Below are 21,914 nucleotides of genomic sequence, written 5' to 3'. Positions count from 1 at the left end.
TTGAAGAAGTTTATCAAGAATAATGGTACATTTATAGCTTTAATTTTTTTAGTTATTATATTAAGTTTTTTATCACCTTCATTTTTAAGTTCAAGAAACTTAACTAACCTGGTGCGTCAGGTAACAATTAATGGGATTATTGCAGTTGGAATGACTATGGTAATTCTGCTGGCTGGTATTGACCTTTCTGTAGGTTCTGTAGTTGGACTATCCGCTGTAACAGTAACTCTTTTAATGCAGGCTGGATTTGGTATGTGGCTCGCAATTTTAGTTACTCTGATTGGAGTAGGTGGTGTAATTGGATTTTTCAATGGTTTTATGAGTGCAAAGTTTGATATTCACCCCTTTATTATTACTCTGGGTATTATGACTATTGCTAGAGGTTTAAGTCTTGTTTTAACTCAGGGAGTTTCAGTTCCGGTTACTAATTTAACCTTCGCGGAAATAGGTAGTGGATATATTCCTAAATTACCTTCTCTAATTATTTTAGTAGTCGCATTAGTTCTGGGTATTTTTGCTGTATTTAAAACCAGTATTGAGCTAAAAAATGGCGAAAAAGTTAGAAACAAAGCCAGATTAACAGGTGGAATAATTTTAACTATCGCTGGATTTATTGCCGGATTCTTTACCTTTATTGGCTATCAGGGAATTCCGATTCCAGTAGCTATTTTTGCAGTAATTGTAATGGCCGGTATTTATACTCTGCGTAAAACTCGCTTTGGTCGTAAATTATATGCAATTGGTGGGAATGAAAAAGTAGCCTGGCTGTCTGGTATTAATATTTTAAAGTCAAAAACCATGGTATTTGTCATCACAGGTGTTTTAAGTGCTGCTTCCGGTATTTTGCTTGCTTCTCGATTGAATGGTGCATCTCCTAACTTAGGAGACGGTTTTGAGCTTGATGCTATTGCCTCAGTAATTATTGGGGGTACCAGTTTTATGGGTGGTGTTGGAACCATAACCGGAACAGTTATTGGTGCCATAATTATTGGAGTTATCAATAACGGAATGAGTTTACTGGGTATTAATACGTTTTATCAGATGATTGTCAAAGGTTTTATTATAATTCTGGCTGTTATGATTGATGTTTTAAACAGAAGAGAAACAGCATAGAATATAAAACTAAACATAAAAATATAAATTCTGGAGATAGCCCGACTATTACTTTGTGGCTATCTCTTTTTCTTTTCAGATTAATTAATATGTGATAAAATAGTAAAAAAGAGGCAGATATTAAATCTGGAGAGGTTGTTATAATGAATAAAAATAATGCTCATTATCGAGAAGCAATGAAACTTATAAAAAATAATAATGTATCAGATGCCATTGATGAATTAAAATTATGTTTAAAATTTAATTCCAAGAGTGTATCTGCTCTTAATTTACTTGGTCTGGCCTATTATCTTAAATGCAGGTTTGATAAAGCAGAAAAAACATGGCGGAAAAGTCTGTCTCTGCAAAAAGATAAAAATAAAGCCAGAGATTATCTGGAATTAATTACTAAACAGGATTTTAAAGAGATTAGAAAAGAATATAAGGAGATTCTTTTTAATGATGAAACAGAAAAGAACAGGAAGATTAAATTTTTAAAAAGATTAATTGAAGAATATGATGAATTAATTGAACCTTATGTTATTCTTGGACTTTTATATAAAAAAGAAGAAAATTACGAAGAAGCTTTAAAATATTTTTATCAGGCATATGAGCTGGATAGTGGTAATCAGAATATAAAAAATTATATTATGCAGTGTGAAAAAGAAGATAAAAATAGCAGTGCATTTAATTTTAAATCAAAGACAAATAAAAAGAGTGCTTTAATTGCAGGAGTAATTGCTTTAGCTTTATTTGCAATTTTTCTAAATTTAAGTGGAGTCAGTCCTTTAAATTGGATTGGAAATAACCTTCAGGGATTTGAATTTGCAAATTCCGCTAAAGAAGAGGAAAGTGAAAATCCGGCTTTAAGTCAGAATTTATCTGGAGAGGTTAATTCATCCCCGAAAAAGATAAAAACTTCAGAAGAGAGTAATTCTTCGCCGGATAATGGTTCTAATGAAGCAAGCAAGTTAGAACAAAATAAAAAAGAGCAGGTAAAGACAGGCAGCACCAGTATTTTAACCAAAAATAAGCTGCTTGATTATCAGAAAGATTCTCCGTTGATTTCCTTAGAAAATATTAGAGAATTAAAAGAAAAAGAAAGAGAAAAAAATAGACTGGAAGCAGCAAATACATTTTTGGAAGATGGAACTGAACAGCAGCTGTTTAATTTGGGAATGGATTATTTTTCCCGTCAGGACTATCAGGATGCAATTGATATATTTAATAGTATATATAATTTGACTGAAACAGACTATTTAAGGCGCGAAAGTTTATTTTTACTGGCCCGAAGTCACGAAAAAATAGATAATTATCAGTCTGCAGAGCATTTTTATCGTATTTATTTAAATGAATATAAGGAAAGCAATTATTATGATGAGGCTCTTTATAATCTTGGTTTAATGCTTAATGAGGCCGGGAAAGTAGAAAAAAGCAAAGAGGTATTAAAAAGATTAAGAGAGGAAGAGCCTTACAGCGAGTATAATAACTCACAGGTTTATGAGATTTTAAATTAATAAGCAGAGTTTAAATCGATCCTTCTGGGAAATGGTTATTAAGCTATTTTCCAGAAGGATTTTAGTTTTAATCGATAATTTTAATTCTATAAATTTTGGGCCATAATTTTCCTGTAACCAGAAATGTTTTATTTGTTGAATCATAAGCAATTCCATTTAAGACATTTATTTCGCCTGTATAGTCTGTTTTCAAAATTCCACTCAGATCAAGATATGCTGAAACTTTACCACTTGCAGCATCGATTTTAATAATATAATCTGTTTGCCATATATTTGCATAGATAAAACCATTTTGATATTCTAATTCATTAATGTTTTTTATCAGCCGGTCTTTAGTTCTGACCTTGATTTTTTTGGCTAATTCGAATGTGTCTGGATCTCTAAAATATAGATATTCACTGCCATTGCTCATGATCAGGTATTTTCCGTCATTGGCTAGCCCCCAGCCTTCTCCCGAGTAGTTAATTTTTTTGATTAAATTAAAATTAAGATCATAGACGAAAGCTATATTTTCTTTCCAGCTGAGCTGATAAATTTTATTATTTAAAATAGTAATTCCTTCCCCAAAATAATCCGAACTTAGATTTATTTTATCTAAAATTCGGCCGCTTTTAATTTCGAGCTTTCTTAAACTTGATTTACCATAGAGACCTGTACCTTCATATAAATTGTTATCAAAAATTTCCAGCCCCTGGGTAAATGCTTTTGGATCGTGTCGATAACTTTCTATAACCTGGTAATTTAGTTCTGTTACTGTTTCAGTTTCCAGGGCTGAAACTGGATAAGTAAGTATAAAAAGCAGAATAAGTATTAAAAAGATAATTTTATTTTTCATTTTCAGTCACCTCAAAATTTTTTAATTGCATATTTTATTTATTCGCTATTAATATTTCAAAACCTTTTTTAGATAATAATAACTGGGAGTAAATTGAAGTATAACATATTTAAGTTGCTTTAATCTTATATAAGTGTATTTAATTCAATTTAATATTTAATCCATCATTGCCGATGCTTAAATTAAGAGAGGATGTGATCTAATGCTGCAGAATTTAGATTTGCAGATTGATAGTTATCCATCCAGAAAAGCAATGGGTTTTTATAAATTGAAAGATAGTACAAATAATTTTTCAAAAAAAGGAATGGAAACCGCCAAAAAAGCAGCAGCTTTCTATGCAGCAACCGGTGATAAATTGAGTGATTTTAAAAATTATAAAATCTCAGATCTGGGTGCAGAAATTATGTACAGTGAGCAGAAGGAACTGGTTATAGCTTACAAACCGGGACCAAATATAAATTTCAAGGCTTAAAATATTAGTAAGTTAAAATTGGAGGTATTTAAATGGAAATAATGACCCGTGATTTTGGAAGACTGGAAATAGCAGAGTCAGATATAATTATTTTTAAATCAGGTTTACCTGGTTTTGAGAATTTAGAAGAGTTTGTTTTACTACCGCTGGGGGAAGAATCTCCTTTTATAGTTATGCAGTCAGTTGATAATCCGGATATTGCCTTTGTAACTGTGGAACCAGGGAATTTAATTCAAAATTACGAATTTGAGATCAGCGATAAGACTGAAAAGGAATTAGAAATCAAAAAAGTCTCGGATGTACTGATACTTAACATTATTACTCTAAAGAATGAGATAAAAAAGAGTACTGCCAATCTATCAGCACCAATAGTAATTAACATAGAAGATAAATTGGGAAAACAGGTAATTCTTGATGATAGCCGCTATCAGGTTAGATATAAAATATTTGCTCCTGTAGAAGAGGTGGCAGAATAATGCTGGTATTAACTAGAAAATTAAATGAAAAAATTGTTATTGATGAGAGGATAGAAATTACTGTTGTTGGAATTGAGAATGGTAAAGTACAGCTTGGGATTGAAGCTCCTCAGGAAATTGAAATTATGCGCAAAGAGCTGTTGGAAGATGTTAAAGAAGAGAATAAGAAAGCTGTTAAAAACAAAAAGTTATTGGAAGAATTAAATAATATTAAATTTAAACTCTAGATTTATTGCTATTTTAAGCAAAAAATTATAAAATATGTTTAGGAGGTAATTTTTATGCAGGGAAGAAGCGCCGATCAGTACAAACAGATGCAAATTAAGACAGCAAGTCCGGGTAAGCTTCTGCTGATGCTTTATCAGGGTGCGGTTAAATTTATGAAATTAGCAAAAAAGAATATAAAAGAAGGAAAAATTGAAGAAAGCCATAAAAATATAATTAAGGCGCAAAATATTATTTTAGAATTACAGAGTACTTTGAATAAAGAACAGGGTGGAGAAATCGCTGTTCAGCTCGAAAGTCTCTATGATTTTATCTACAGAGAGTTAATACAGGCTAATCTTAACAAAAATACCAGACACCTTGATAATGTAATTCCTCTGGTAGAAGAATTATTTACTACCTATAAAGAAATTGTAATTAATCAAAATTCTGGCGAAGATAAACGAGTAAATGTTGGTGTTTAGGCTGGAGGTTGATAATGAAAGATTTATTTAAATTATATCAAAAGTTAAAATCACTGACTAAAGCAGAGGCAGATCTGATTGAAGCTGGTGATTTTGATATTTTACAAGAAAAATTAGCTAGTAAAAATGAGGTCATTGCAGAGATTGATAAGGTTGAGCAGGAAGATTACTTTGCTCAGCTTGCTTTATCTTTAACTAAAGATGAACTGCAGCAGAAAAAAACTAAACTTCATAATTTATTAAAGGAGATAGCTGAACTTCAGGCTCAAAATATGCAGGAACTGGAAGAGAAAAAGAAAGAAAATAAAGAAAGAATGATTTCTCTATACAGTCGGGAGAAGAGTATTAAAGGCTATCTCAATTCTGATAAATATGAGGCAAAGTTTTTTGATCAAAAAAGTTAATAATTTTAATAATTAAAATCAGGGGGGAAGTTAATGCAGGATAATGGTTATTTAGATATGTTTTTTGATGAGGCAAAAGAATATGTTGAAACCCTTAACAACGGTATCTTAACCCTCGAAAATAATCCCGGGGATAAAGAAACTATAGATGCAGTATTTAGAGCAGCACATTCTCTTAAGGGGATGGCTGCGACTATGGGGTTTGAAAATTTAACCGAGCTGACTCATAAGATGGAAAACATGCTTGATCGAGTTAGAGAGGGTAAACTGGAAGTTAGAACAGATTTTATAGATCTTTTATTACAGGGACTTGACAATATTCAGTTTCTGGTAGAAAAAATTAGAGAAAATGAAGGTGAAGAACCTGATGGCATTAATTTAGAAGGCTTTATTAAGGAACTCGCCAGTTATGGACAGTCAGCTTCGTCTTCTGAATCTGATGCTGGAACAGCTGGTTTGGATGCTGATGAAGAAAGTGATTTTAGAGTTGGACTTAACCAGCAGGAAAAAAAGGAACTTGAAAGCCAGAAGAAAGACAAAGAAAGAATTTATCATTTAAAAGTTGTTTTAGATGATCAGGATTTTCAGAGTGTACGTGCTTTTATGGTTCTTAAAAAAATTGAAGAGATTGGAACATTATTTAAATCTGTACCTGCAAAAGAGGAAATCGAAGATTCTGAAGAGTCAATTTCTGAGCTTGATATTTATGCTTTAAGCTGGCTGCCGACAGATGAATTTAAAGAAGAACTGGCTGAAGTTTCTGGAGCGGAAGTTCTCAATTTTGATGAGATTGAAAACTTAGAACTGGATAAAGAAAGTGCGGCAGATGAACAGGGAAGTCTGCATGCTGAGCATAAGGTTAATTCTTTTCAGAGTAGTTCTACAGTTAGAGTTGATATTTCTAAACTTGATACTTTAATGAATATGGTCGGGGAACTTTTAATTAATAAGACCCGGCTGCAGTCACTTGATATTCAAAAATCAAAATTTAATGAGATTATTCCTCAGCTGGATAGAGTGACAATGGAGCTGCATCATATAGTAATGCAGATTAGAATGGTTCCAGTAGGTGTAATGTTCAGTAGATTTCCAAGAATGATTAGAGATCTTTCTAATAAAATGGAAAAAGAAATTGATTTTGTTATGGAAGGTCAGGAAACTGAACTGGATCGTTCGATAATCGATGAATTATCAGATCCGCTTACTCATTTACTGCGAAATGCCATTGATCATGGAATTGAAAAGCCTGAAGCCAGAAAAGCTAAAGGCAAAAATGAGGAAGGTCGAATAGAGCTTAGAGCCTATCAAAAAGGCAGCGAAATCATCATAGAAGTTAAAGATGATGGAGCGGGTATTGATGCTGAAAAAATTGGACGTAAGGCCATAGAAAAGGGAATAGTGACTGAAGAAGAACTGGAACAGATGGAGAGAAGAGATATTCTTGATTTTGTCTTCCATCCTGGTTTTAGTACTGCTGCTGAAGTTACAGATGTGTCTGGCCGTGGTGTTGGGATGGATATAGTTCGTAATGTAGTTAAAAAACTTGATGGACAAATTAGTATTGAATCTGAACTGGGTCAGGGAAGTACATTTACAATTTCTCTCCCTCTAACTCTTGCAATAACTCAGGCGCTGATGATTACAGTAGATGGAGACACTTTTGCAATTCCTCTGAATGCTGTAAGTGAGACACTTACAATTAGCCCGGAAAATATTAAAAAGGTAAGAGGTAAGGATGTAATTGTATTAAGAGAAAATACAATTCCACTTGTTTCGGCTGCCGAAATTTTTGGTCATGAAAGCCTTGATTCATTTAAAAAATCAGAGTCTGACCTTTCGGTAGTGATTTTAAAAAGTGGTGATCGTTTTATTGGTCTCATTGTAGAGGAACTATTAAACCAGCAGGAGATTGTAATTAAATCTCTAGGTAATTATCTGCAGGATACTGAGTATATCAGTGGTGCGACAATTATTGGTGATGGTGATGTTGCTCTAATTATTGATGTAAGAGATATTGTTGCTTAAATATAAAAATAGGGGAGATAAAAAGATGGACCTTAGTATCGATAAAATTAACTGGCAGAGTATCAGAACAAAATTAATAATAATTATAAGTATTTTAGTTTTAGCCTTAATTTTACTTTCTTCAGTTTTTACTTATTTTCAGTCGAGGAGTATTCTGGAGGAAAGTATTTATCAGTCAGCTTTAGACAAAGTTCGTAATAATGCCAGACAGCTGGATATGGTTATTGATCAGAGCATAAGTTCAGTCAAAAATCTGGACCACAGTTGGTTTGACAGCCGCACAACTTTGGATACCGAACTGGCAAGACAGCTTTATTTTAATATGGGTAATAATGAACATTTTGCAACTATAGTGGAAGAACACCCTTATCTATCTTCACTTTTTTTAATTGATTTAAATGGACAGATGAGTACAACTTATTCTGACGAAGAAATAAATGTATCAGAAATGGATTTTTTTAAGAGAGCTCTAGAAAGTAAAGAAACTTTTATTAGTGATCCGGTGCAGACCCCGGGGGCTGAAGAACAATCAGTTTTAATAATCGAGCCCTACTTTGTAGGCGAAAATTTAACCATGATTTTTGGGGGATCAATTCCTCTTTCTGTATTTAATCAGATGAGTACTTCAATGAATATAAATGGTGAGGGATCTGGTTTTATAATTAATGAAAATAACCATGTGATTGCTCATGAAAATCCTGAATATCAGGGAAACCAGTCGATACTTGAAGCCGGTGGACCGGAGATGAAAGTTTTATTTGAGCAAATGCATTCAGATGCCAGTGAGATAGAATTCTATGATCTGCTGGGAGCTGAACGTGGAGTTGCTTTTGCTCCCTTAAAATCTGCCAACTGGGCACTTGCAATTCAGGCAAAAAATGCTAATGTTATGGCTCCAATTACCACAATGCGCTATATGAGTTTATTAATTGGCATTATTGCAGTGATTATCGGAATTGTGGTTGCTTATTATATTGCGGGGTATATTGCAAAACCAATCTTAAAACTACGTGATTCTGCAAATGTAATAGCCGGTGGAGATTTAACAGAAACTGTTAATATTGATAACAAAGATGAAATTGGCGAACTTGCAGATGCCTTTAATCAAATGGTAGCAAACATTAAAAAACTGGTTATAAACATTAATGATTCTGCTTTAAAAACTGATCAGACAGGTGAGGAGTTAAAAGCAACCGCTGCTCAAACTTCTGAGTCTATTGATAATGTTGCTGCTACAGTAGAAGAATTTTCTGCTTCAATTGAGGAAGTGGCTGCTTCAGCAGAGGAATTTGCTTCTTCAAGCACTGAGATTAACGAAAATGTTCAGGGGATTACTGATTATACTGATCAGGTTAATGATCTGGCAGAAAATGGTCTGGTAGAGATGCAGAAAACAGAAAAAGAGATGGAAGAGGTAATGGAAGTCTCTGCTGAATCAATTGATAAAATTAATAACCTTAATGAGTCTGCCGGGAAAATTAATGGGATTGTTAATATGATTTCTTCAATTGCAGAACAGACAAATCTGTTGGCTTTAAATGCTGCTATTGAGGCTGCTCGAGCAGGAGAAGCCGGGCGAGGATTTGCAGTAGTGGCAGACGAAATTAGAGAATTAGCTGAAGAAACTAAGGGATCAACCGATGAGATTAAAGGCCTAGTTGATAACCTGCAGGATGAAATAAAGGCTACAGTTGGTGTTATCAATAATACCAATGACCAGATTAAAACAGGAGCAAATTCTGTTTCTGAAACTGGTAAAACCTTCAACAATATTACTGATAAAATTAAGGATGTTGTTGCTCAGGTTAAAGAAACAGCTGCCTCTGTTAACGAGCTTTCAAAAGGAAGTCAGGATATTTCTAAAGTTACAGAAGAGCAGGCAGTTAATAGTGATCAGATTTCCGATTCTGTTCAGCAACAATCAGAGTCGATGGAAAATCTTAACCAGGCAGTTGATAGTCTGACTGAGATGACAGTTGAATTAAAAGAATTAGTTGGAGAATTTAAAATTTCATAAATGGGGTGTGATTATGGAGACAGCTCAAGAACGCGTAGATTTAGAAAATGCTAAAAATAATAAAAAAAGCGGTCAGGCTCAATATGTAGTTTTTAATATTGGAGAAGAAGAATACGGGATAGAAATAGAATATACTCGAGAAATTATCAAATCTGCTCAAATAACAAATGTTCCCAATACGGATGAACATGTTGTAGGTGTTATTAATTTGAGGGGGATAATTGTTCCAGTTGTTGATCTGCACAGCCGCTTTGAAATAGATCAGGATAGTGGAGATTTTGAAAAAGATGAACAGCGAACTATTACCGTGGAAGTTAACGATATGTTGCTGGGAATCCAGGTAGATCATATTGAAGGTATTGTCTGGTTAGAAGAAGATAGTATTACTCCGGCTCCTGATGTGGAAAGTGGATTGCGTCAGGATTACCTGCGCGGGGTCTGCGCTCGTGATGAGGATCATCTTTTGATTCTGCTGGACTTAGAAAAAACACTTTTTACCCAATAAGTTATCAAGAGCTTTCCTTTGCTAAATTTTTAGCTGATAAATGAAGCAGAGGAAAGTTTTATTCTGAAAAAAGGTTTTATAAATGTACAGGAGGTGATGGTGTTGGAGCTTAAAGAAATAACCCGGGATAAAAAACAGTATGTTATTTTTTATCTGGCAGACAAAAAATTTGGAGTAAATATCAATCAAACAAAAGAAATCCTTTCTAATACAGAAATGACCTTTGTTCCTGATAGTCCAGATTTTATCAGCGGAATAATTAATTTAAGGGGAGCTGTTGTTCCGGTTGTTGATTTAAAGTTGCGTCTTAATATTGAAGGGCAGAAAAAAAATAGAGAAGAGAAAATAATAATTGTAGAGCTGGATGGTTTAACTGCGGGGATGATGGTTGATGATGTTAAAGAAATTGAGCCTTTAACCAGAGAAAATATTGTAAACCTTCCTGATTTAGCCAGAAAAGTAGATAGTGATTATATTGAGGGAGTTGGTAGAGCTGATAAAGATGGTGAGCTTCTCCTGCTTCTTGACCTAAAAAATGTTTTAAGTAATCGCGAAATAGAAGAACTAAAAAAAGTCGATAGTTAAAATAAATAATGCCAGGAGGAGGAGTTTATGGAATTAGATAGGACCAAAAAAGATATACTTAAAGAAGTAGCAAATATCGGGGCGGGAAACGCAGCCACTGCTTTTTCAGGGATGATTGGTCATGAAATAAATATGACTGTTCCTAAAGTGGAGTTAATTGATATCCAGGATTTACCTGCAATTACCGGTGATGAAGAAGAATATATTGCCTGTATTATGATTAATTTTTCTGGAGAAATATCGGGTAAAATTTTACTTGTAGTTGATATGGAAAATGTTGAAAAAATGTTAAAATTAATTTTTTCTACGGATGATCTTCCCGGAAAAGAAATGCAGAATTCTGCTCTTAATGAATTGGGAAATATACTAAGTGGAGCTTATTTAAAAGCAATCAATGATTTTACTGATTTAGACCTTGATCAAAGTGTACCAGCGATGGCTTACGACATGGCTGGAGCTGTTTTAAGTTCTTCTGTTATTGATTACAGTCAGACTGAAGATTTTATTTTGCTTCTGGAAACAGAATTTGTTGCTGGTAAAGAGAAATTGGAACTCTTTTATTTTTTCATTCCGGAAAAAGATTCCCTGGATTTTCTTTTTCAGCGACTGGCAGGTGGTAGTTTTGCCTAGTTCGGATCTGGTAGCAGAAAAAATGGTTGTTAAAATGGCAGATCATGCCATAGGTGATGAAAATACAGTTTTAGCAACTCTGGGACTTGGCTCCTGTATTGGAATTGCGCTTTATGATAAATTTTCTAAGGTAGGGGGACTTGTCCATATTATGCTGCCTGAAAATCCAGGGGGCAAAAAAACTGTAAAATATGCAGATACAGGGATTCCTTTTTTGATTGAGGAAATGGAGGCTGCAGGTGCCAAAAAAAGGCGGCTTTCAGCTAAGATTGTAGGTGGGGCAGGAATGTTTAAGTCGGAAAGTGGAGACTCAGTAATGAAGATTGGTGAAAGAAATATTGAAGCAGTTAAAGAAGTTTTAAAAAATGAGGGAATAAAAGTTATAGGTAGTGATGTTGGCAAAGATTATGGACGTTCAATGTATTTTTATCCTGATGATGGTCGAGTTGAAGTTAAATCATTCAGCAGAGACTTGATTACCATATAAATTTATTATATAGTAATAGATGGAAAAAAGACATTATTAGTATTTTTAGATAAATTATTTTTTTACTATTGTAAACAAGAATCATTTCTGTTATTATATAATATAACAGTAGATATAATCTAGAGGAGGTAATTTTTAAATGCCTAGGGTGTTAATTGTTGATGATGCAGCATTTATGAGATTAAATTTAAAAAATATATTAAAAGATGAATTTGAAATAGCCGGTGAAGCCGAAAATGGAAAAGAAGCAGTTGAATTATACCAGGAATTAAATCCCGATATAGTTACTATGGATATTACAATGCCAGTTATGGATGGACTGGAAGCTATTAAAGCAATTCAGGATATAGATCCCAGTGCTCAGATTGTTGTTTGTAGTGCTATGGGTCAGCAAAAAATTGTTATTCAGGCGATTGAAATGGGAGCAAAAGATTTTATTGTCAAACCATTTAAAAAAGATAGGGTAATGGAATCGCTTAAAAAGCTGCTGTAATATTGAATTATAATATTTAATAAATCTTTGATTATATTTATTTTTAATATATTTAAATATAAATTATTTTTTTAAAAAATTAATATATGTATTTAAAATATTAGCAAAATTAGCGAAAGCTAATGACGCAAAGTTATGGGTCTAAGATATTTTGTATTATGATTGCCAGACTGCACATTCAAAAATCTATAGCTGTGACTGTAGATTTTTTTGCTTGAAAGGGGTTTAAATATATGGACAATTTAGAAATTATAACCAGAGCACTTAATGGTTCTGCTCGGAGAGGTGAATTAATTGCTAATAATCTGGCAAATGTGAGCACCCCGGGCTACAAAAGACAGGATATTGATTTTAAAACTGCCTTGAAAAAGGAAATAAATTCTTCTAATTCTATTAGTCTGAAAACTACTCAGAGTAACCATATAGCTTTTAGTAAACAATATACTTCTGTTCGCAGCGGTCAGAATAATAGGAATAGTAGAAATGACGAAAATAGTGTGGATGTTGAGGTTGAGATGGCAGAACTGGCAAAAAATAGTATTTATTATAATGTAATGTCAAATAGAGCTGCCGGACATTTTTCCACCTTAAACCAGGTTATCCAGCAGGGAGGTAAATAATAATGTTTAAAGGAATAGATATTAGTGCTTCCGGTTTAACTGCTCAGAGATTAAGAATGGATACCATATCATCAAATATTTCTAATGCGGAAACAACCAGGGATGAAGATGGCAATACCTACAGACGAAAAGTTCCGATTTTTAGACAAAAAATAGAAAATCAGATGGAAGTTGGAATTGATTCTGATAATCTTAAATCGGCTGGAGTAGAAGTTGCAGAAATTGCAGAAGATCAATCTCCATTTCGCCTTGAGTATCGTCCTGAGCACCCTGATGCAAATGAGGACGGTTATGTAGAGCTTCCTAATATTAGTATTATGACCGAAATGGTTAATATGATAGATGCAACAAGAGCCTATGAGGCAAACATTCAGGCAATTTCTAATTATAAGAGTATGGCAAATAGTGCTTTAAATATTAGTACTTAATTAAGGAGGGAAGAAAATGGAGATTAATCCAGTTAAATTTCAGAGTGGATTTGAAAACTTTTCTCTTGAAAATGAGAATAAAAACAAAAAAACCGAAGCTTTTTCGGATTTGTTTAGAGAAAAAATGAACGAAGTTAATCAGCTGCAAAAAGATTCGCAGGCTATGACAGCCAGTTTTGCTGCTGGAGAAACAGACAATATACATGATGTGATGATTGCTGCCGAGAAAGCTAAGGTAGCAGTTAATCTGACAACTGCAGTTCAGACCAAAGTGATTGATGCATATAATGAAATTATGCGTCTGCAGGTATAGTATAAGATGGTAAAACAAAGAGTATTTATGGAAGAGGTATAGTGATGGCCGAATTTTTCGCAAAATATAAAGAAGAGATTCAAAACACGTGGCAAAAATTGAATAGAAACATTCAAATCTTAATTATTGTTCTCACAATATTAATGGCTGGAGCTTTTGGCTATCTTATATTTAGAGGAACTTCTACAAACTATCAACCTCTTTTTACCAACCTGTCTACAGATGATACTGCAGCTATTGTAGAAAGACTGGATGAAAATAATGTAGATTATCAGCTTGGGGGTAATGGTAATACAGTTTTAGTTCCAGAAAGCGAGATCTATAGATTAAGACTTGATATGGCTTCGGCAGGTCTCCCGGATCAGGGAGTTGTCGGTTTTGAAATTTTTGATAATAGTGAATTTGGTACAACAGAATTTGAAAGAAGAGTTAATTACTATCGCGCACTGGGTGGAGAATTGAGCCGTTCTATTCAGTCAATTTCAGGGATAGAATTTGCTCGTGTTCAGATCACACCACCAGAGGAAAGTCTATTTTTAGATGAGGAGAAGTCGGCTACGGCTTCAGTTATGGTTAAACTGGCTCCTGGATATAATATGAGTGCAGAAAGAGTTAATGCTGTTCAGAATCTAGTTGCAAGTGGAGTTCAGGATTTACCTTTAACAGAGGTGACAGTTGTTGACACAAACGGAAACCTGCTGTCTCATCCTTCTAATCCTAATAATGATCAGTGGTCTGATCCCCAGAATTTTGCAATGCAGCAGGAATTCGAATCTGCTTTAAAAAATGATTTAAATACCCTGTTAACTAAGGTTTTAGGACCAAATAACTTTGCAGTTCAGGTTAACGCAAACTTAAATTTTGATCAGAGGGAGTCAGAAAGCAAAATATATTCACCTGTAATTGATGAAAGTGGAATTGTTCGCAGTGAAGAAATAAATACTGAAACTCAGCAAAATGGAGCTTCAGGTGGTGCTCCGGGCACAGATACAAATATTCCTCAATATCAAGGGAATGGCACCGGAGAAAATAGCAGTTATGAGAAAAAAAATAATATTACTAATTATGAAATAAATGAAAGAATTGAACATCATGTTTATGCGCCAGGTGAGGTTCAGCGTTTATCTGTTTCTGTAGTTGTAGATCAGAGTACAGATGAAGAAACTATGCAACAAATTAGGGATGCGGTTAGTGCAGCAATTGGCTATAATGAGCAGCGAGGTGATGTTTTAAATATCAGCTCGATGGCTTTTGACGATTCACTTGAACAGGCAGCTCAGGATGCTATTCAGGCTCGTGCAGCAGCGGAAAGAAGACAGATGTATATTTATGGTGGCCTTATATTATTAGTTTTATTACTAACATCTGCTTTAATTATTTATTTATATCGCAAAAAACCCGCGGCAAACAGAGGAAGTAAAGTTGATGTTTCAGTTGAAGAAGATGAAGAAGAAATTGATTTATTTGAACCAGATGCAGACCAGAAAAAAAGAGCCAGAGTTAAAAATGAACTTGAAAATATGATTCATTCTGATCCAGAAAATGCAGCTAAGTTGATACGCAGCTGGTTAGTTGATGAATAAATGTCAAAGGGGTTTTTGTTATGAGAGAAGAGTTAACAGGAAAAGAAAAGGCGGCTATTTTGTTGATTTCACTGGGACCGGACGTATCTTCTGATATTTTTAAGCATTTAGATGACGAAGAGGTTGAGAAATTAACGTTAGAAATTGCCAATCAAAATAAAATTGATCCTGAGACCAAAAAGAAGATTCAGGAAGAATTTTTGCAACTGCAGAAAGCAAATGATTATATTAATTCTGGTGGGATTAATTATGCCAAGAAAATACTGGAAAAGTCATTTGGTAAGGATAAAACCCGAAGTATTATCAATCGTTTAACTGCTACTCTTCAGGTACGGCCCTTTGATTCAATTCGCAAATCAGACCCCACTCAATTGTTGAATTTTATTCAGGGAGAACATCCACAGACAATTGCTCTGATTCTTGCCTATATTAATCCAACTCAGGCTTCTCAAGTCCTATCCTCACTTTCACCAGAAATTCAGAGTGAAGTAGCAAAAAGAATAGCTGTTATGGATAGAACTTCTCCGGAAATAATCAAGGAAGTTGAGTCCGTCTTAGAAAAGAAACTTTCATCAGTTGCTGCTAATGAATATGCTAGTGCAGGAGGAGTCCAGTCAATTGTTGATGTTTTAAATCAGGTTGACCGGGGTACTGAAAAGAATATTTTAGACAAATTGGAAGAGGATGACCCGGAACTGGTGGAAGAGATTAAAAAGAGAATGTTTGTTTTTGAGGATATTGTTCTTCTATCAGATAGAGCAGTACAGCTTGTATTAAGACAGGTTGAAACTCACGACCTTGCATTAGCTTTGAAAACAGCCAGTGATGAGGTTGAAAATATTATAACTGGAAATATGTCTCAGCGAGCAGCAGAGATGTTGGAAGAAGATATGGAATTTATGGGACCTGTAAGAATTAGAGAGGTCGAAGATGCTCAGCAGAGAATTGTTAATGTGATTAGAGAATTAGAAGAAAGTGGAGAAATTGTTATAGCCAGAGGTGGGGAGAGTGAAGTAATTGTCTAAAGTTATTAAGGCATCTCAGGTTACAGGTAAATATAAGATAAGTCAAAAACCTAAAACCATTTCTTTAAATAATGATGACAGAGATGAATCTTTTTCGAAAGAGGAAAATAAAGCAAATAAAATTAATAGTAATAAAAATAAAATTTTGAGCCAGGCTGAAAAAAAAGCAGATAAAATTATTAAAGAAGCAGAAAAAGAAGCGGAAACAATTATTGAACAGGCAAAATCTAAAAAAGAGAAAATACTGTCTGAGAAAGATAAAATATATCAGGAAACTAAAGATGAAGCCCGAAAAGAAGGTCTGGCAGAAGCAGAATCTCAAATTGAAAAAAAGGAAAAACAATTAGTTGATTTAATTTCCAGTTTTGAGAGAGAGTTTGAAAAGGAAAAAAGTAGTATTCGCAAAGATGTGATTGAACTGGCGGTTAAAATTGCCAGTATTGTTATTGACGTTAAATTAGAAACAGAGCATGATATGATAAATAATATTATTTCTGATATGCTGAGAAAAGTAGACGATAATCATCGAGATATTGTAGTCAGGGTTAATCCGCAGCTGCTGCCATATATTGAGGAGAATCGTTTTTATCAGCATATAAATCAAAAAAATATTGAATTTATTTCAGATCCAGAATTGCGAAAAGGTGATTGTGTAGTTGAAACTAATCTTGGTGGCAAAGAAGGAAGTCTTGATCATAAACTTGATTTAATAAAAACTGAGTTGTTAAAAGAGGTAGAACAGCATGATTGATTTAGATATGTCAAAATTAGAGAATAAACTTAAGGATATTAATATGACTCGTAATTTTGGTCATATCAATCGGGTGATTGGTCTGGTTATCGAATCTATTGGACCCCAGGCATCACTGGGAGAGCTCTGTTTGATCAAAGGAGAACAGGGTGATATTAAAGCTGAGGTTGTTGGTTTTGATGATAATAAAGTTTTAATGATGCCGATTGGTGAGATGGAAGGCATTAAGCCCGGAGCGAGAGTTGTGGCCACTGATTCGAAATTGAAAGTTAAGGTGGGACGAGAGCTGCTTGGTAAAATAATTGATGGATCAGGAAATGTAATTACCGACGCTGATCTTGGTGGTTTAAGTGAAGTTCCCGTTAATCGTAAACCTCCCAATCCATTAACCAGGGAAAGAATTAAAGAGCCACTGTCGTTAGGGGTTCGCTGTATTGATGGTTTTTTGACCTGCGGTAAAGGCCAGCGAATGGGTATTTTCGCAGGTAGTGGTGTTGGAAAATCTACTTTACTTGGGATGGCTGCTCGGAATACCAATGCTGATATTAATGTTATTGGTCTTGTGGGTGAGCGGGGACGTGAGGTCAGAGACTTCATCGAAAAAGATCTGGGGGAAGAAGGCTTAGAACGCTCAATTGTAGTAGTTGCTACCTCCGACCAACCGGCTCTGCTGAGAGTTAAAGCTGCAAATATTGCCACTGCAATTGCAGAATACTTTAGAGATCAGGGAGAAGATGTGCTGTTAATGATGGATTCTGTAACTCGGGTTGCTATGGCTCTGAGAGAGGTTGGGCTGGCAATAGGAGAACCACCAGCTACAAGGGGTTACCCACCCTCTGTTTTTGCTGAGCTACCCAAATTATTAGAGAGAACTGGGACCAATGATCGGGGATCAATAACTGCTCTTTATACTGTGCTTGTTGAGGGTGATGATTTTAATGAACCTGTTTCAGATACAGTGAGAGGTATTTTAGATGGTCATATTTCGCTTTCGCGAGAACTTGCAGAAGCAAGTCATTATCCTGCTGTTGATGTTCTAAGCAGTGTGAGCAGAATTATGGAAGATATTGTGAGCGAAGAACACAGTCAGGCTGCAGCAAGCTTGCAGAAAATGATTGCAACTTATAATCAGTCTGAAGATTTAATCAATATTGGAGCTTATGAAAAAGGTTCCAATCCTGAGGTGGATAAAGCAATAAATAAAATAGATGAAATTAATGATTTTTTGACTCAGGGGGTTAATGAATCAGCCAGTTATGAGCAGACTGTAAAACGGTTAATTGAAATAGCTAATAATTAGATATATAGTTATTGAGGTGGCTTAAAATGAAGGGATATAAATTTAAGTTTGAAAAAATCTTAAATTTAAGGATCAGACAGGAAGAACAGGAAGAAGATAAATATTTAATCTTAAAAAAAGAGTTAAATGCTCTTAAAAATAAGATTAAGACACTGGAATCGGAAAAAGAAAATATTTTTAAGCATTTAAGAGATCAAGAAAATGATCTTGCACTAAATATCAGCCTCAGGCGTTATTTGAAAAATTTAAAACTTAAACAAGAAAGAGTCCGTAAAGAAAAAAAGGAAAAAAAGAAAGAAGTAGATGAGCAGCTTGATATTCTACTGGAAAAGAAAAAAGAGCGAAAGACTTTAGAAAAATTAAAGGAACAGGAAATTGAAAAGTTTGTTAAAGAATTTCTGGAGGATGAGCAAAAAGAACTTGACGAGTTGGGACGACTTTATTCTATGGGTGGGAGATGAACTTGATAAAAAAGATTTTATTTTTTCTCTTATTATTTTTAATATTATTTGCTATGTTATCCTGGTCTTTTGATGCACTGGGAATTATTGATATTAAGGCGACTGTGAGTAATCTTGCTAATAATACTCCGTTTGTTAAAGATTATTTAATTACTCAGTCAGAGCTTGATTCTTTAAAAGAAGAAAATAATTCTCTTAAAAATACAATTTCTGAAAAAGATAGTAAAATTGCGGAATTAGAAACTCAAATTGAAGAATTAAATAAAAAATTAGCAGAGCAAAATAATCAATTTGCAAATTTAGAATCAGATTATAAGTCTTTAAAGACTGAAAAGAATAATCGGGAAGCAAGGTTAGAAAAAATCGCTAACATTTATCGCCGGATGGAACCAGGATCAGCAGCAGCTGTAATTCAGGAACTGGAAAATAATCTGGCAGTTGAAGTTTTAAGTAGATTGAAAGAGGAACAGGCTGCTTTAATATTAGAGGCTATGCCCCAGCAGCAGGCTGCAAAGTTTATCAGCCAGCTGGGTTTAGAATAAATTAATTCTGAAAGTTAGGTATATATAAAGAAAACTTAGTGTGACGGGCTCAATGCCCAAATACAAAGTTATCATTTTGTATATAAAAGAAAACTTTGTGAAAGGAGGTGAATAAATGACAGAAGCGATAGTCAATAATATAATTCAAAGCTCAAACAAAGACTTTTTTTCGCCAGGTAAAGAAAATCTTGAATCCGGGCATTCTAAAAGTTTTGCTAAGACTATGCGTGAAATTAACAGTCAATCTCAAAAAAGAAAAACTTATTCTGCCAGAGAACCTATATCCAGTCAGAATAAAAAGGCTAAGCTTGATGAAAAGGGATTCTTTAAAAAGTTGAAGAAAGTTTTGCAGAAAGACAGCAAAAAAGTTCCTTCAGAACTTCTCTCAATGCTTCAGAATGTTAGTTTGAATAGGGAGCAGAGAGCAATGTTGGGACAGTTAATGCTAAATTTGCAGAATAATAATCTTAGTATTTCAGATCTCAAGTCATTACTGGAAAAAAACAGTAACAGATTAAATCTAGAAGAGTCCAGTCTGCAGTATTTATTTAATGAAACTGAAGGAAGTAAGGCTCTGTCTTTTCAGTCATTGAATATTGAAGATTTAGAAAAGCTGTCTTATTTAATGAAAAATGGGATGGTTAAATTATCTGAAAAAGAAAATTCTGAACTGAAGAGTGAAATAAATAAACTGAGTCAAATTTTGTCTAATCTGGATAGTAGGAAATTAAAATCTGATTTAAATCAAACTAAAGCAGCTGCCAATGATGATAGTAGTTTAGAGCATTTAATTTCTGTTTTAAAATCAGTTGATCTGGAAAGTGATTCACTGGACCAAATTTCCAGGCTGGAAAATCTCGAAACACCTGTTTTAAGCAGCTTACTTGATCCGGATAATTCTGCTTTGTCAGAATCGGTCAATATGGTTACTTCTGGTGATGGAGAGTCATTATTTGCAGAATTAAGTGTTCAATTAGAAGAAATGCTTAAACAGCAAGACTCACAAAGCTCTGCTAATAATTCAGCAGCTAAAACTGATCTGCTTAACTCAGAACTTTTTTCTCTAAACTCGGATCTGTCTTCTGTTTTTGATTCTGCAGGGAAATTAGAAAATCAAAATAATTTTTTTGATTTAGATAATTCTAATTTGCTTTTTAATTTTGGGCAGGAAAATCAAAATCTTAACGGAAGTGTTAATACAGAGCAGTTTAGTTTAAATAATGAGAACAGAGCTCAACTTGCTGAAAGTGCTGATTTAAGATCACAGGTTGTGGAGCAGTTTAAAGGAGAATATTCCCCGGAAACAAAAGAAATGCAGATTCAACTAAAACCAGAATCACTTGGTAAAATTGATATTAGTCTTTCTTATGATAATCAAGAATTAACAGGTAAAATGCTGGTTGAGAGTGAGCTGGTGAGGGCACAGCTGGAAAATAGTCTTAAAGGACTAAAATCAGATCTGCTTAAACAGGGAATCAATATTGAACAGTTTAAGATTGAAACTGCGAAAAATGGCCCCCAGCAGGTTGATAAACAGGAAAACTTTGTCTTTGATCAACAGAACAGTTTTAGTGATGGGGAAACAGGTCAGAATCAGGAATATGAGCAGCGTCAGTTCTTTCAGGGACAGTATTATGTTCGAAGACATAATGGTAGCCCTGACTTAGATAATGATAGTTTAGTAATGAGGCAGCAGGAAATTATTAATAGAGCGGCTTTTTCTAATGAAAAGCTCAATTTGCTTGCCTAAAGGAGGTAGTTAAATGTCTGATATTACCGGTGTAACAGCCGCTCAAAATACTCAATATGAACAGGAAACGGAGAGAGGCAGTCTAACTGGTGACAATGGTCTGGGTCAGGATGCATTTTTTAAGTTATTAATTACCCAGCTTCAAAATCAGGATCCACTTAATCCAATGCAGGATCGTGAGTTTATATCTCAGATGGCAGAGTTTTCTTCACTGGAAAAAACTGAAAAACTTTATTCTCTGCTGGAAAACAAACTGAGTTCCAACCAGGTGATTGATAACAGTAATCTAATTGGAAAAGAAATTACAGCCAGCGTTGAAGGCGTTGAACTTAAAGGGGTTGTTGAGGCAGTTAAATCTTCCAAGGATAAAGTTTTAGCAGTTCTTGATACTGGATCTGAAATTGAAATCAATAAAATTAATCAGGTTAAAAATGTTGAAGTTTAAAGCTAAAAGAGGTGTTAATAATGGATAATCGACTACAGATCAATCAACCAATACGACCTCTACCTAAAACACAGCAGCAAAATAAGACTGCTCAGAAAAAGAAAAATACCAATTCTCCTTCTTTTAAAGATGTTCTGGGAGAAAAGATGAAAGGAAAAGAAAAACTTTCTTTTTCGAAACATGCACAGAAAAGAATTAATTCCCGTGCTATTCCAGTTACTAAAGCTGAAATTGATAAGCTTAATAATGGAGTAGAAAAGGCTCGCGATAAAGGAGCAAGGGATTCTCTAGTGATGGTTAATAATGTGGCTTATATTGTGAGTGTGGAAAATAATACTGTAGTTACTGCAGTTGATGAGGAAAGTATGGATGATAATGTCTTTACAAATATAGATAGTGCAGTTTTTATGAAATAAAAGTGAAATAATATTTGAGATTAGGAAAGTTAATTGATTTAATTTAAGCTAAA

Annotated in this window: 27 protein-coding genes and 1 riboswitch; of the genes, 26 read left to right on the top strand and 1 reads right to left on the bottom strand. The window is 34.1% G+C overall.

The window, feature by feature from the left end; genetic code table 11:
* Positions 1–1,113, top strand: coding sequence for a sugar ABC transporter permease (locus BW929_RS05970; protein ID WP_084566107.1), 1,113 nt, complete (start codon positions 1–3; stop codon positions 1,111–1,113).
* A gap of 143 nt (positions 1,114–1,256) precedes the next feature.
* Positions 1,257–2,609: a tetratricopeptide repeat protein gene (locus BW929_RS05965; protein WP_076544459.1), complete on the top strand. Its 1,353-nt coding sequence runs from the start codon at positions 1,257–1,259 to the stop codon at positions 2,607–2,609.
* A gap of 67 nt (positions 2,610–2,676) precedes the next feature.
* Here the strand turns inward: BW929_RS05965 and BW929_RS05960 are convergent, their stop codons facing one another.
* Complete coding sequence (locus BW929_RS05960) at positions 2,677–3,444, bottom strand: glutaminyl-peptide cyclotransferase (RefSeq protein ID WP_076544458.1); 768 nt, start codon at positions 3,442–3,444, stop codon at positions 2,677–2,679.
* Between the two features lie 202 nt (positions 3,445–3,646).
* On the opposite strand from BW929_RS05960, the gene BW929_RS05955 reads away from it, so the two are divergent.
* From BW929_RS05955 to BW929_RS05840, 24 genes are all read left to right on the top strand, one after another.
* Positions 3,647–3,916 (top strand): DUF6470 family protein, encoded by a 270-nt coding sequence (locus BW929_RS05955; protein ID WP_076544457.1) that lies wholly within the window; start codon positions 3,647–3,649, stop codon positions 3,914–3,916.
* 32 nt (positions 3,917–3,948) lie between these two features.
* Complete coding sequence (gene fliW, locus BW929_RS05950) at positions 3,949–4,392, top strand: flagellar assembly protein FliW (protein ID WP_076544456.1); 444 nt, start codon at positions 3,949–3,951, stop codon at positions 4,390–4,392.
* Positions 4,392–4,619, top strand: coding sequence for a carbon storage regulator CsrA (gene csrA / locus BW929_RS05945; protein ID WP_076544455.1), 228 nt, complete (start codon positions 4,392–4,394; stop codon positions 4,617–4,619). The genes fliW and csrA overlap by 1 nt, the downstream gene beginning before the upstream one ends.
* A gap of 54 nt (positions 4,620–4,673) precedes the next feature.
* Entirely contained in the window at positions 4,674–5,081 is a 408-nt protein-coding gene (gene fliS, locus BW929_RS05940; RefSeq protein ID WP_076544454.1) for a flagellar export chaperone FliS, read from the top strand.
* A 14-nt stretch (positions 5,082–5,095) separates the two neighbouring features.
* Complete coding sequence (locus tag BW929_RS05935) at positions 5,096–5,485, top strand: hypothetical protein (RefSeq protein ID WP_076544453.1); 390 nt, start codon at positions 5,096–5,098, stop codon at positions 5,483–5,485.
* Between the two features lie 33 nt (positions 5,486–5,518).
* Positions 5,519–7,510: a chemotaxis protein CheA gene (locus BW929_RS05930; RefSeq protein WP_076544452.1), complete on the top strand. Its 1,992-nt coding sequence runs from the start codon at positions 5,519–5,521 to the stop codon at positions 7,508–7,510.
* A gap of 25 nt (positions 7,511–7,535) precedes the next feature.
* Positions 7,536–9,527 (top strand): methyl-accepting chemotaxis protein, encoded by a 1,992-nt coding sequence (locus BW929_RS05925; protein ID WP_143414016.1) that lies wholly within the window; start codon positions 7,536–7,538, stop codon positions 9,525–9,527.
* A 13-nt stretch (positions 9,528–9,540) separates the two neighbouring features.
* A complete protein-coding gene (locus BW929_RS05920; RefSeq protein WP_076544450.1) occupies positions 9,541–10,032 on the top strand; it encodes a chemotaxis protein CheW in 492 nt (163 codons plus the stop codon).
* Between the two features lie 102 nt (positions 10,033–10,134).
* On the top strand, positions 10,135–10,617 hold the full coding sequence (locus BW929_RS05915; protein WP_158537715.1) for a chemotaxis protein CheW: 483 nt from the start codon (positions 10,135–10,137) through the stop codon (positions 10,615–10,617).
* 27 nt (positions 10,618–10,644) lie between these two features.
* Positions 10,645–11,247: a chemotaxis protein CheC gene (locus BW929_RS05910; protein WP_076544448.1), complete on the top strand. Its 603-nt coding sequence runs from the start codon at positions 10,645–10,647 to the stop codon at positions 11,245–11,247.
* A complete protein-coding gene (locus BW929_RS05905; protein ID WP_084566106.1) occupies positions 11,240–11,734 on the top strand; it encodes a chemotaxis protein CheD in 495 nt (164 codons plus the stop codon). The genes BW929_RS05910 and BW929_RS05905 overlap by 8 nt, the downstream gene beginning before the upstream one ends.
* Before the next feature lie 139 nt (positions 11,735–11,873).
* Complete coding sequence (locus BW929_RS05900; RefSeq protein ID WP_076544447.1) at positions 11,874–12,227, top strand: response regulator; 354 nt, start codon at positions 11,874–11,876, stop codon at positions 12,225–12,227.
* A 92-nt stretch (positions 12,228–12,319) separates the two neighbouring features.
* Positions 12,320–12,405, top strand: a riboswitch (cyclic di-GMP riboswitch).
* Between the two features lie 55 nt (positions 12,406–12,460).
* Entirely contained in the window at positions 12,461–12,847 is a 387-nt protein-coding gene (gene flgB, locus BW929_RS05895) for a flagellar basal body rod protein FlgB (RefSeq protein WP_076544446.1), read from the top strand.
* Between the two features lie 2 nt (positions 12,848–12,849).
* Complete coding sequence (gene flgC, locus BW929_RS05890; protein ID WP_076544445.1) at positions 12,850–13,275, top strand: flagellar basal body rod protein FlgC; 426 nt, start codon at positions 12,850–12,852, stop codon at positions 13,273–13,275.
* Between the two features lie 16 nt (positions 13,276–13,291).
* Positions 13,292–13,588 carry a flagellar hook-basal body complex protein FliE gene (gene fliE, locus BW929_RS05885; RefSeq protein WP_076544444.1) on the top strand — a complete coding sequence of 99 codons (297 nt, stop codon included), beginning with the start codon at positions 13,292–13,294 and terminating at the stop codon, positions 13,586–13,588.
* A 44-nt stretch (positions 13,589–13,632) separates the two neighbouring features.
* Positions 13,633–15,171, top strand: a complete 1,539-nt coding sequence (gene fliF / locus BW929_RS05880; protein ID WP_076544443.1) for a flagellar basal-body MS-ring/collar protein FliF — start codon at positions 13,633–13,635, stop codon at positions 15,169–15,171.
* 20 nt (positions 15,172–15,191) lie between these two features.
* Positions 15,192–16,196, top strand: a complete 1,005-nt coding sequence (fliG, locus tag BW929_RS05875) for a flagellar motor switch protein FliG (RefSeq protein WP_076544442.1) — start codon at positions 15,192–15,194, stop codon at positions 16,194–16,196.
* Positions 16,189–16,947, top strand: coding sequence for a FliH/SctL family protein (locus BW929_RS05870; RefSeq protein WP_076544441.1), 759 nt, complete (start codon positions 16,189–16,191; stop codon positions 16,945–16,947). Before fliG ends, BW929_RS05870 begins: the two co-directional genes overlap by 8 nt.
* Positions 16,940–18,247 carry a flagellar protein export ATPase FliI gene (gene fliI / locus BW929_RS05865; RefSeq protein WP_076544440.1) on the top strand — a complete coding sequence of 436 codons (1,308 nt, stop codon included), beginning with the start codon at positions 16,940–16,942 and terminating at the stop codon, positions 18,245–18,247. Before BW929_RS05870 ends, fliI begins: the two co-directional genes overlap by 8 nt.
* 26 nt (positions 18,248–18,273) lie before the next feature.
* Positions 18,274–18,708 (top strand): flagellar export protein FliJ, encoded by a 435-nt coding sequence (locus BW929_RS05860; RefSeq protein WP_076544439.1) that lies wholly within the window; start codon positions 18,274–18,276, stop codon positions 18,706–18,708.
* Positions 18,705–19,250, top strand: a complete 546-nt coding sequence (locus tag BW929_RS05855) for a MotE family protein (protein WP_234978069.1) — start codon at positions 18,705–18,707, stop codon at positions 19,248–19,250. Before BW929_RS05860 ends, BW929_RS05855 begins: the two co-directional genes overlap by 4 nt.
* A gap of 115 nt (positions 19,251–19,365) precedes the next feature.
* A complete protein-coding gene (locus BW929_RS05850) occupies positions 19,366–21,000 on the top strand; it encodes a flagellar hook-length control protein FliK (RefSeq protein ID WP_076544437.1) in 1,635 nt (544 codons plus the stop codon).
* Between the two features lie 13 nt (positions 21,001–21,013).
* The gene (locus BW929_RS05845; RefSeq protein ID WP_076544436.1) at positions 21,014–21,445 is read left to right on the top strand and encodes a flagellar hook capping FlgD N-terminal domain-containing protein; all 432 of its coding nucleotides are present in this window, start codon (positions 21,014–21,016) and stop codon (positions 21,443–21,445) included.
* Between the two features lie 20 nt (positions 21,446–21,465).
* Entirely contained in the window at positions 21,466–21,861 is a 396-nt protein-coding gene (locus BW929_RS05840; RefSeq protein ID WP_076544435.1) for a TIGR02530 family flagellar biosynthesis protein, read from the top strand.
* Positions 21,862–21,914 lie beyond the last annotated feature (53 nt).

Source organism: Halanaerobium kushneri (assembly GCF_900156285.1).
GTDB classification, from domain to species: Bacteria; Bacillota; Halanaerobiia; order Halanaerobiales; family Halanaerobiaceae; genus Halanaerobium; species Halanaerobium kushneri.
The sequence above is the reverse complement of the archived record's forward strand: the minus strand, read 5'-3'. Positions and strand labels throughout refer to the sequence as shown.

Bases quoted from the DNA above. Each gene is read 5' to 3' on its own strand.
- fliS (WP_076544454.1), top strand. From the start codon at position 4,674: ATGCAGGGAAGAAGCGCCGATCAGTACAAACAGATGCAAATTAAGACA.
- fliI (WP_076544440.1), top strand. From the start codon at position 16,940: ATGATTGATTTAGATATGTCAAAATTAGAGAATAAACTTAAGGATATT.
- BW929_RS05955 (WP_076544457.1), top strand. From the start codon at position 3,647: ATGCTGCAGAATTTAGATTTGCAGATTGATAGTTATCCATCCAGAAAA.
- BW929_RS05855 (WP_234978069.1), top strand. From the start codon at position 18,705: ATGAACTTGATAAAAAAGATTTTATTTTTTCTCTTATTATTTTTAATA.
- flgC (WP_076544445.1), top strand. From the start codon at position 12,850: ATGTTTAAAGGAATAGATATTAGTGCTTCCGGTTTAACTGCTCAGAGA.
- BW929_RS05910 (WP_076544448.1), top strand. From the start codon at position 10,645: ATGGAATTAGATAGGACCAAAAAAGATATACTTAAAGAAGTAGCAAAT.
- BW929_RS05900 (WP_076544447.1), top strand. From the start codon at position 11,874: ATGCCTAGGGTGTTAATTGTTGATGATGCAGCATTTATGAGATTAAAT.
- fliF (WP_076544443.1), top strand. From the start codon at position 13,633: ATGGCCGAATTTTTCGCAAAATATAAAGAAGAGATTCAAAACACGTGG.
- fliG (WP_076544442.1), top strand. From the start codon at position 15,192: ATGAGAGAAGAGTTAACAGGAAAAGAAAAGGCGGCTATTTTGTTGATT.
- BW929_RS05960 (WP_076544458.1), bottom strand. From the start codon at position 3,444: ATGAAAAATAAAATTATCTTTTTAATACTTATTCTGCTTTTTATACTT.
- BW929_RS05840 (WP_076544435.1), top strand. From the start codon at position 21,466: ATGGATAATCGACTACAGATCAATCAACCAATACGACCTCTACCTAAA.
- BW929_RS05925 (WP_143414016.1), top strand. From the start codon at position 7,536: ATGGACCTTAGTATCGATAAAATTAACTGGCAGAGTATCAGAACAAAA.
- BW929_RS05920 (WP_076544450.1), top strand. From the start codon at position 9,541: ATGGAGACAGCTCAAGAACGCGTAGATTTAGAAAATGCTAAAAATAAT.
- BW929_RS05845 (WP_076544436.1), top strand. From the start codon at position 21,014: ATGTCTGATATTACCGGTGTAACAGCCGCTCAAAATACTCAATATGAA.
- BW929_RS05850 (WP_076544437.1), top strand. From the start codon at position 19,366: ATGACAGAAGCGATAGTCAATAATATAATTCAAAGCTCAAACAAAGAC.
- BW929_RS05860 (WP_076544439.1), top strand. From the start codon at position 18,274: ATGAAGGGATATAAATTTAAGTTTGAAAAAATCTTAAATTTAAGGATC.
- csrA (WP_076544455.1), top strand. From the start codon at position 4,392: ATGCTGGTATTAACTAGAAAATTAAATGAAAAAATTGTTATTGATGAG.
- BW929_RS05935 (WP_076544453.1), top strand. From the start codon at position 5,096: ATGAAAGATTTATTTAAATTATATCAAAAGTTAAAATCACTGACTAAA.
- fliW (WP_076544456.1), top strand. From the start codon at position 3,949: ATGGAAATAATGACCCGTGATTTTGGAAGACTGGAAATAGCAGAGTCA.
- flgB (WP_076544446.1), top strand. From the start codon at position 12,461: ATGGACAATTTAGAAATTATAACCAGAGCACTTAATGGTTCTGCTCGG.
- BW929_RS05965 (WP_076544459.1), top strand. From the start codon at position 1,257: ATGAATAAAAATAATGCTCATTATCGAGAAGCAATGAAACTTATAAAA.
- BW929_RS05930 (WP_076544452.1), top strand. From the start codon at position 5,519: ATGCAGGATAATGGTTATTTAGATATGTTTTTTGATGAGGCAAAAGAA.
- fliE (WP_076544444.1), top strand. From the start codon at position 13,292: ATGGAGATTAATCCAGTTAAATTTCAGAGTGGATTTGAAAACTTTTCT.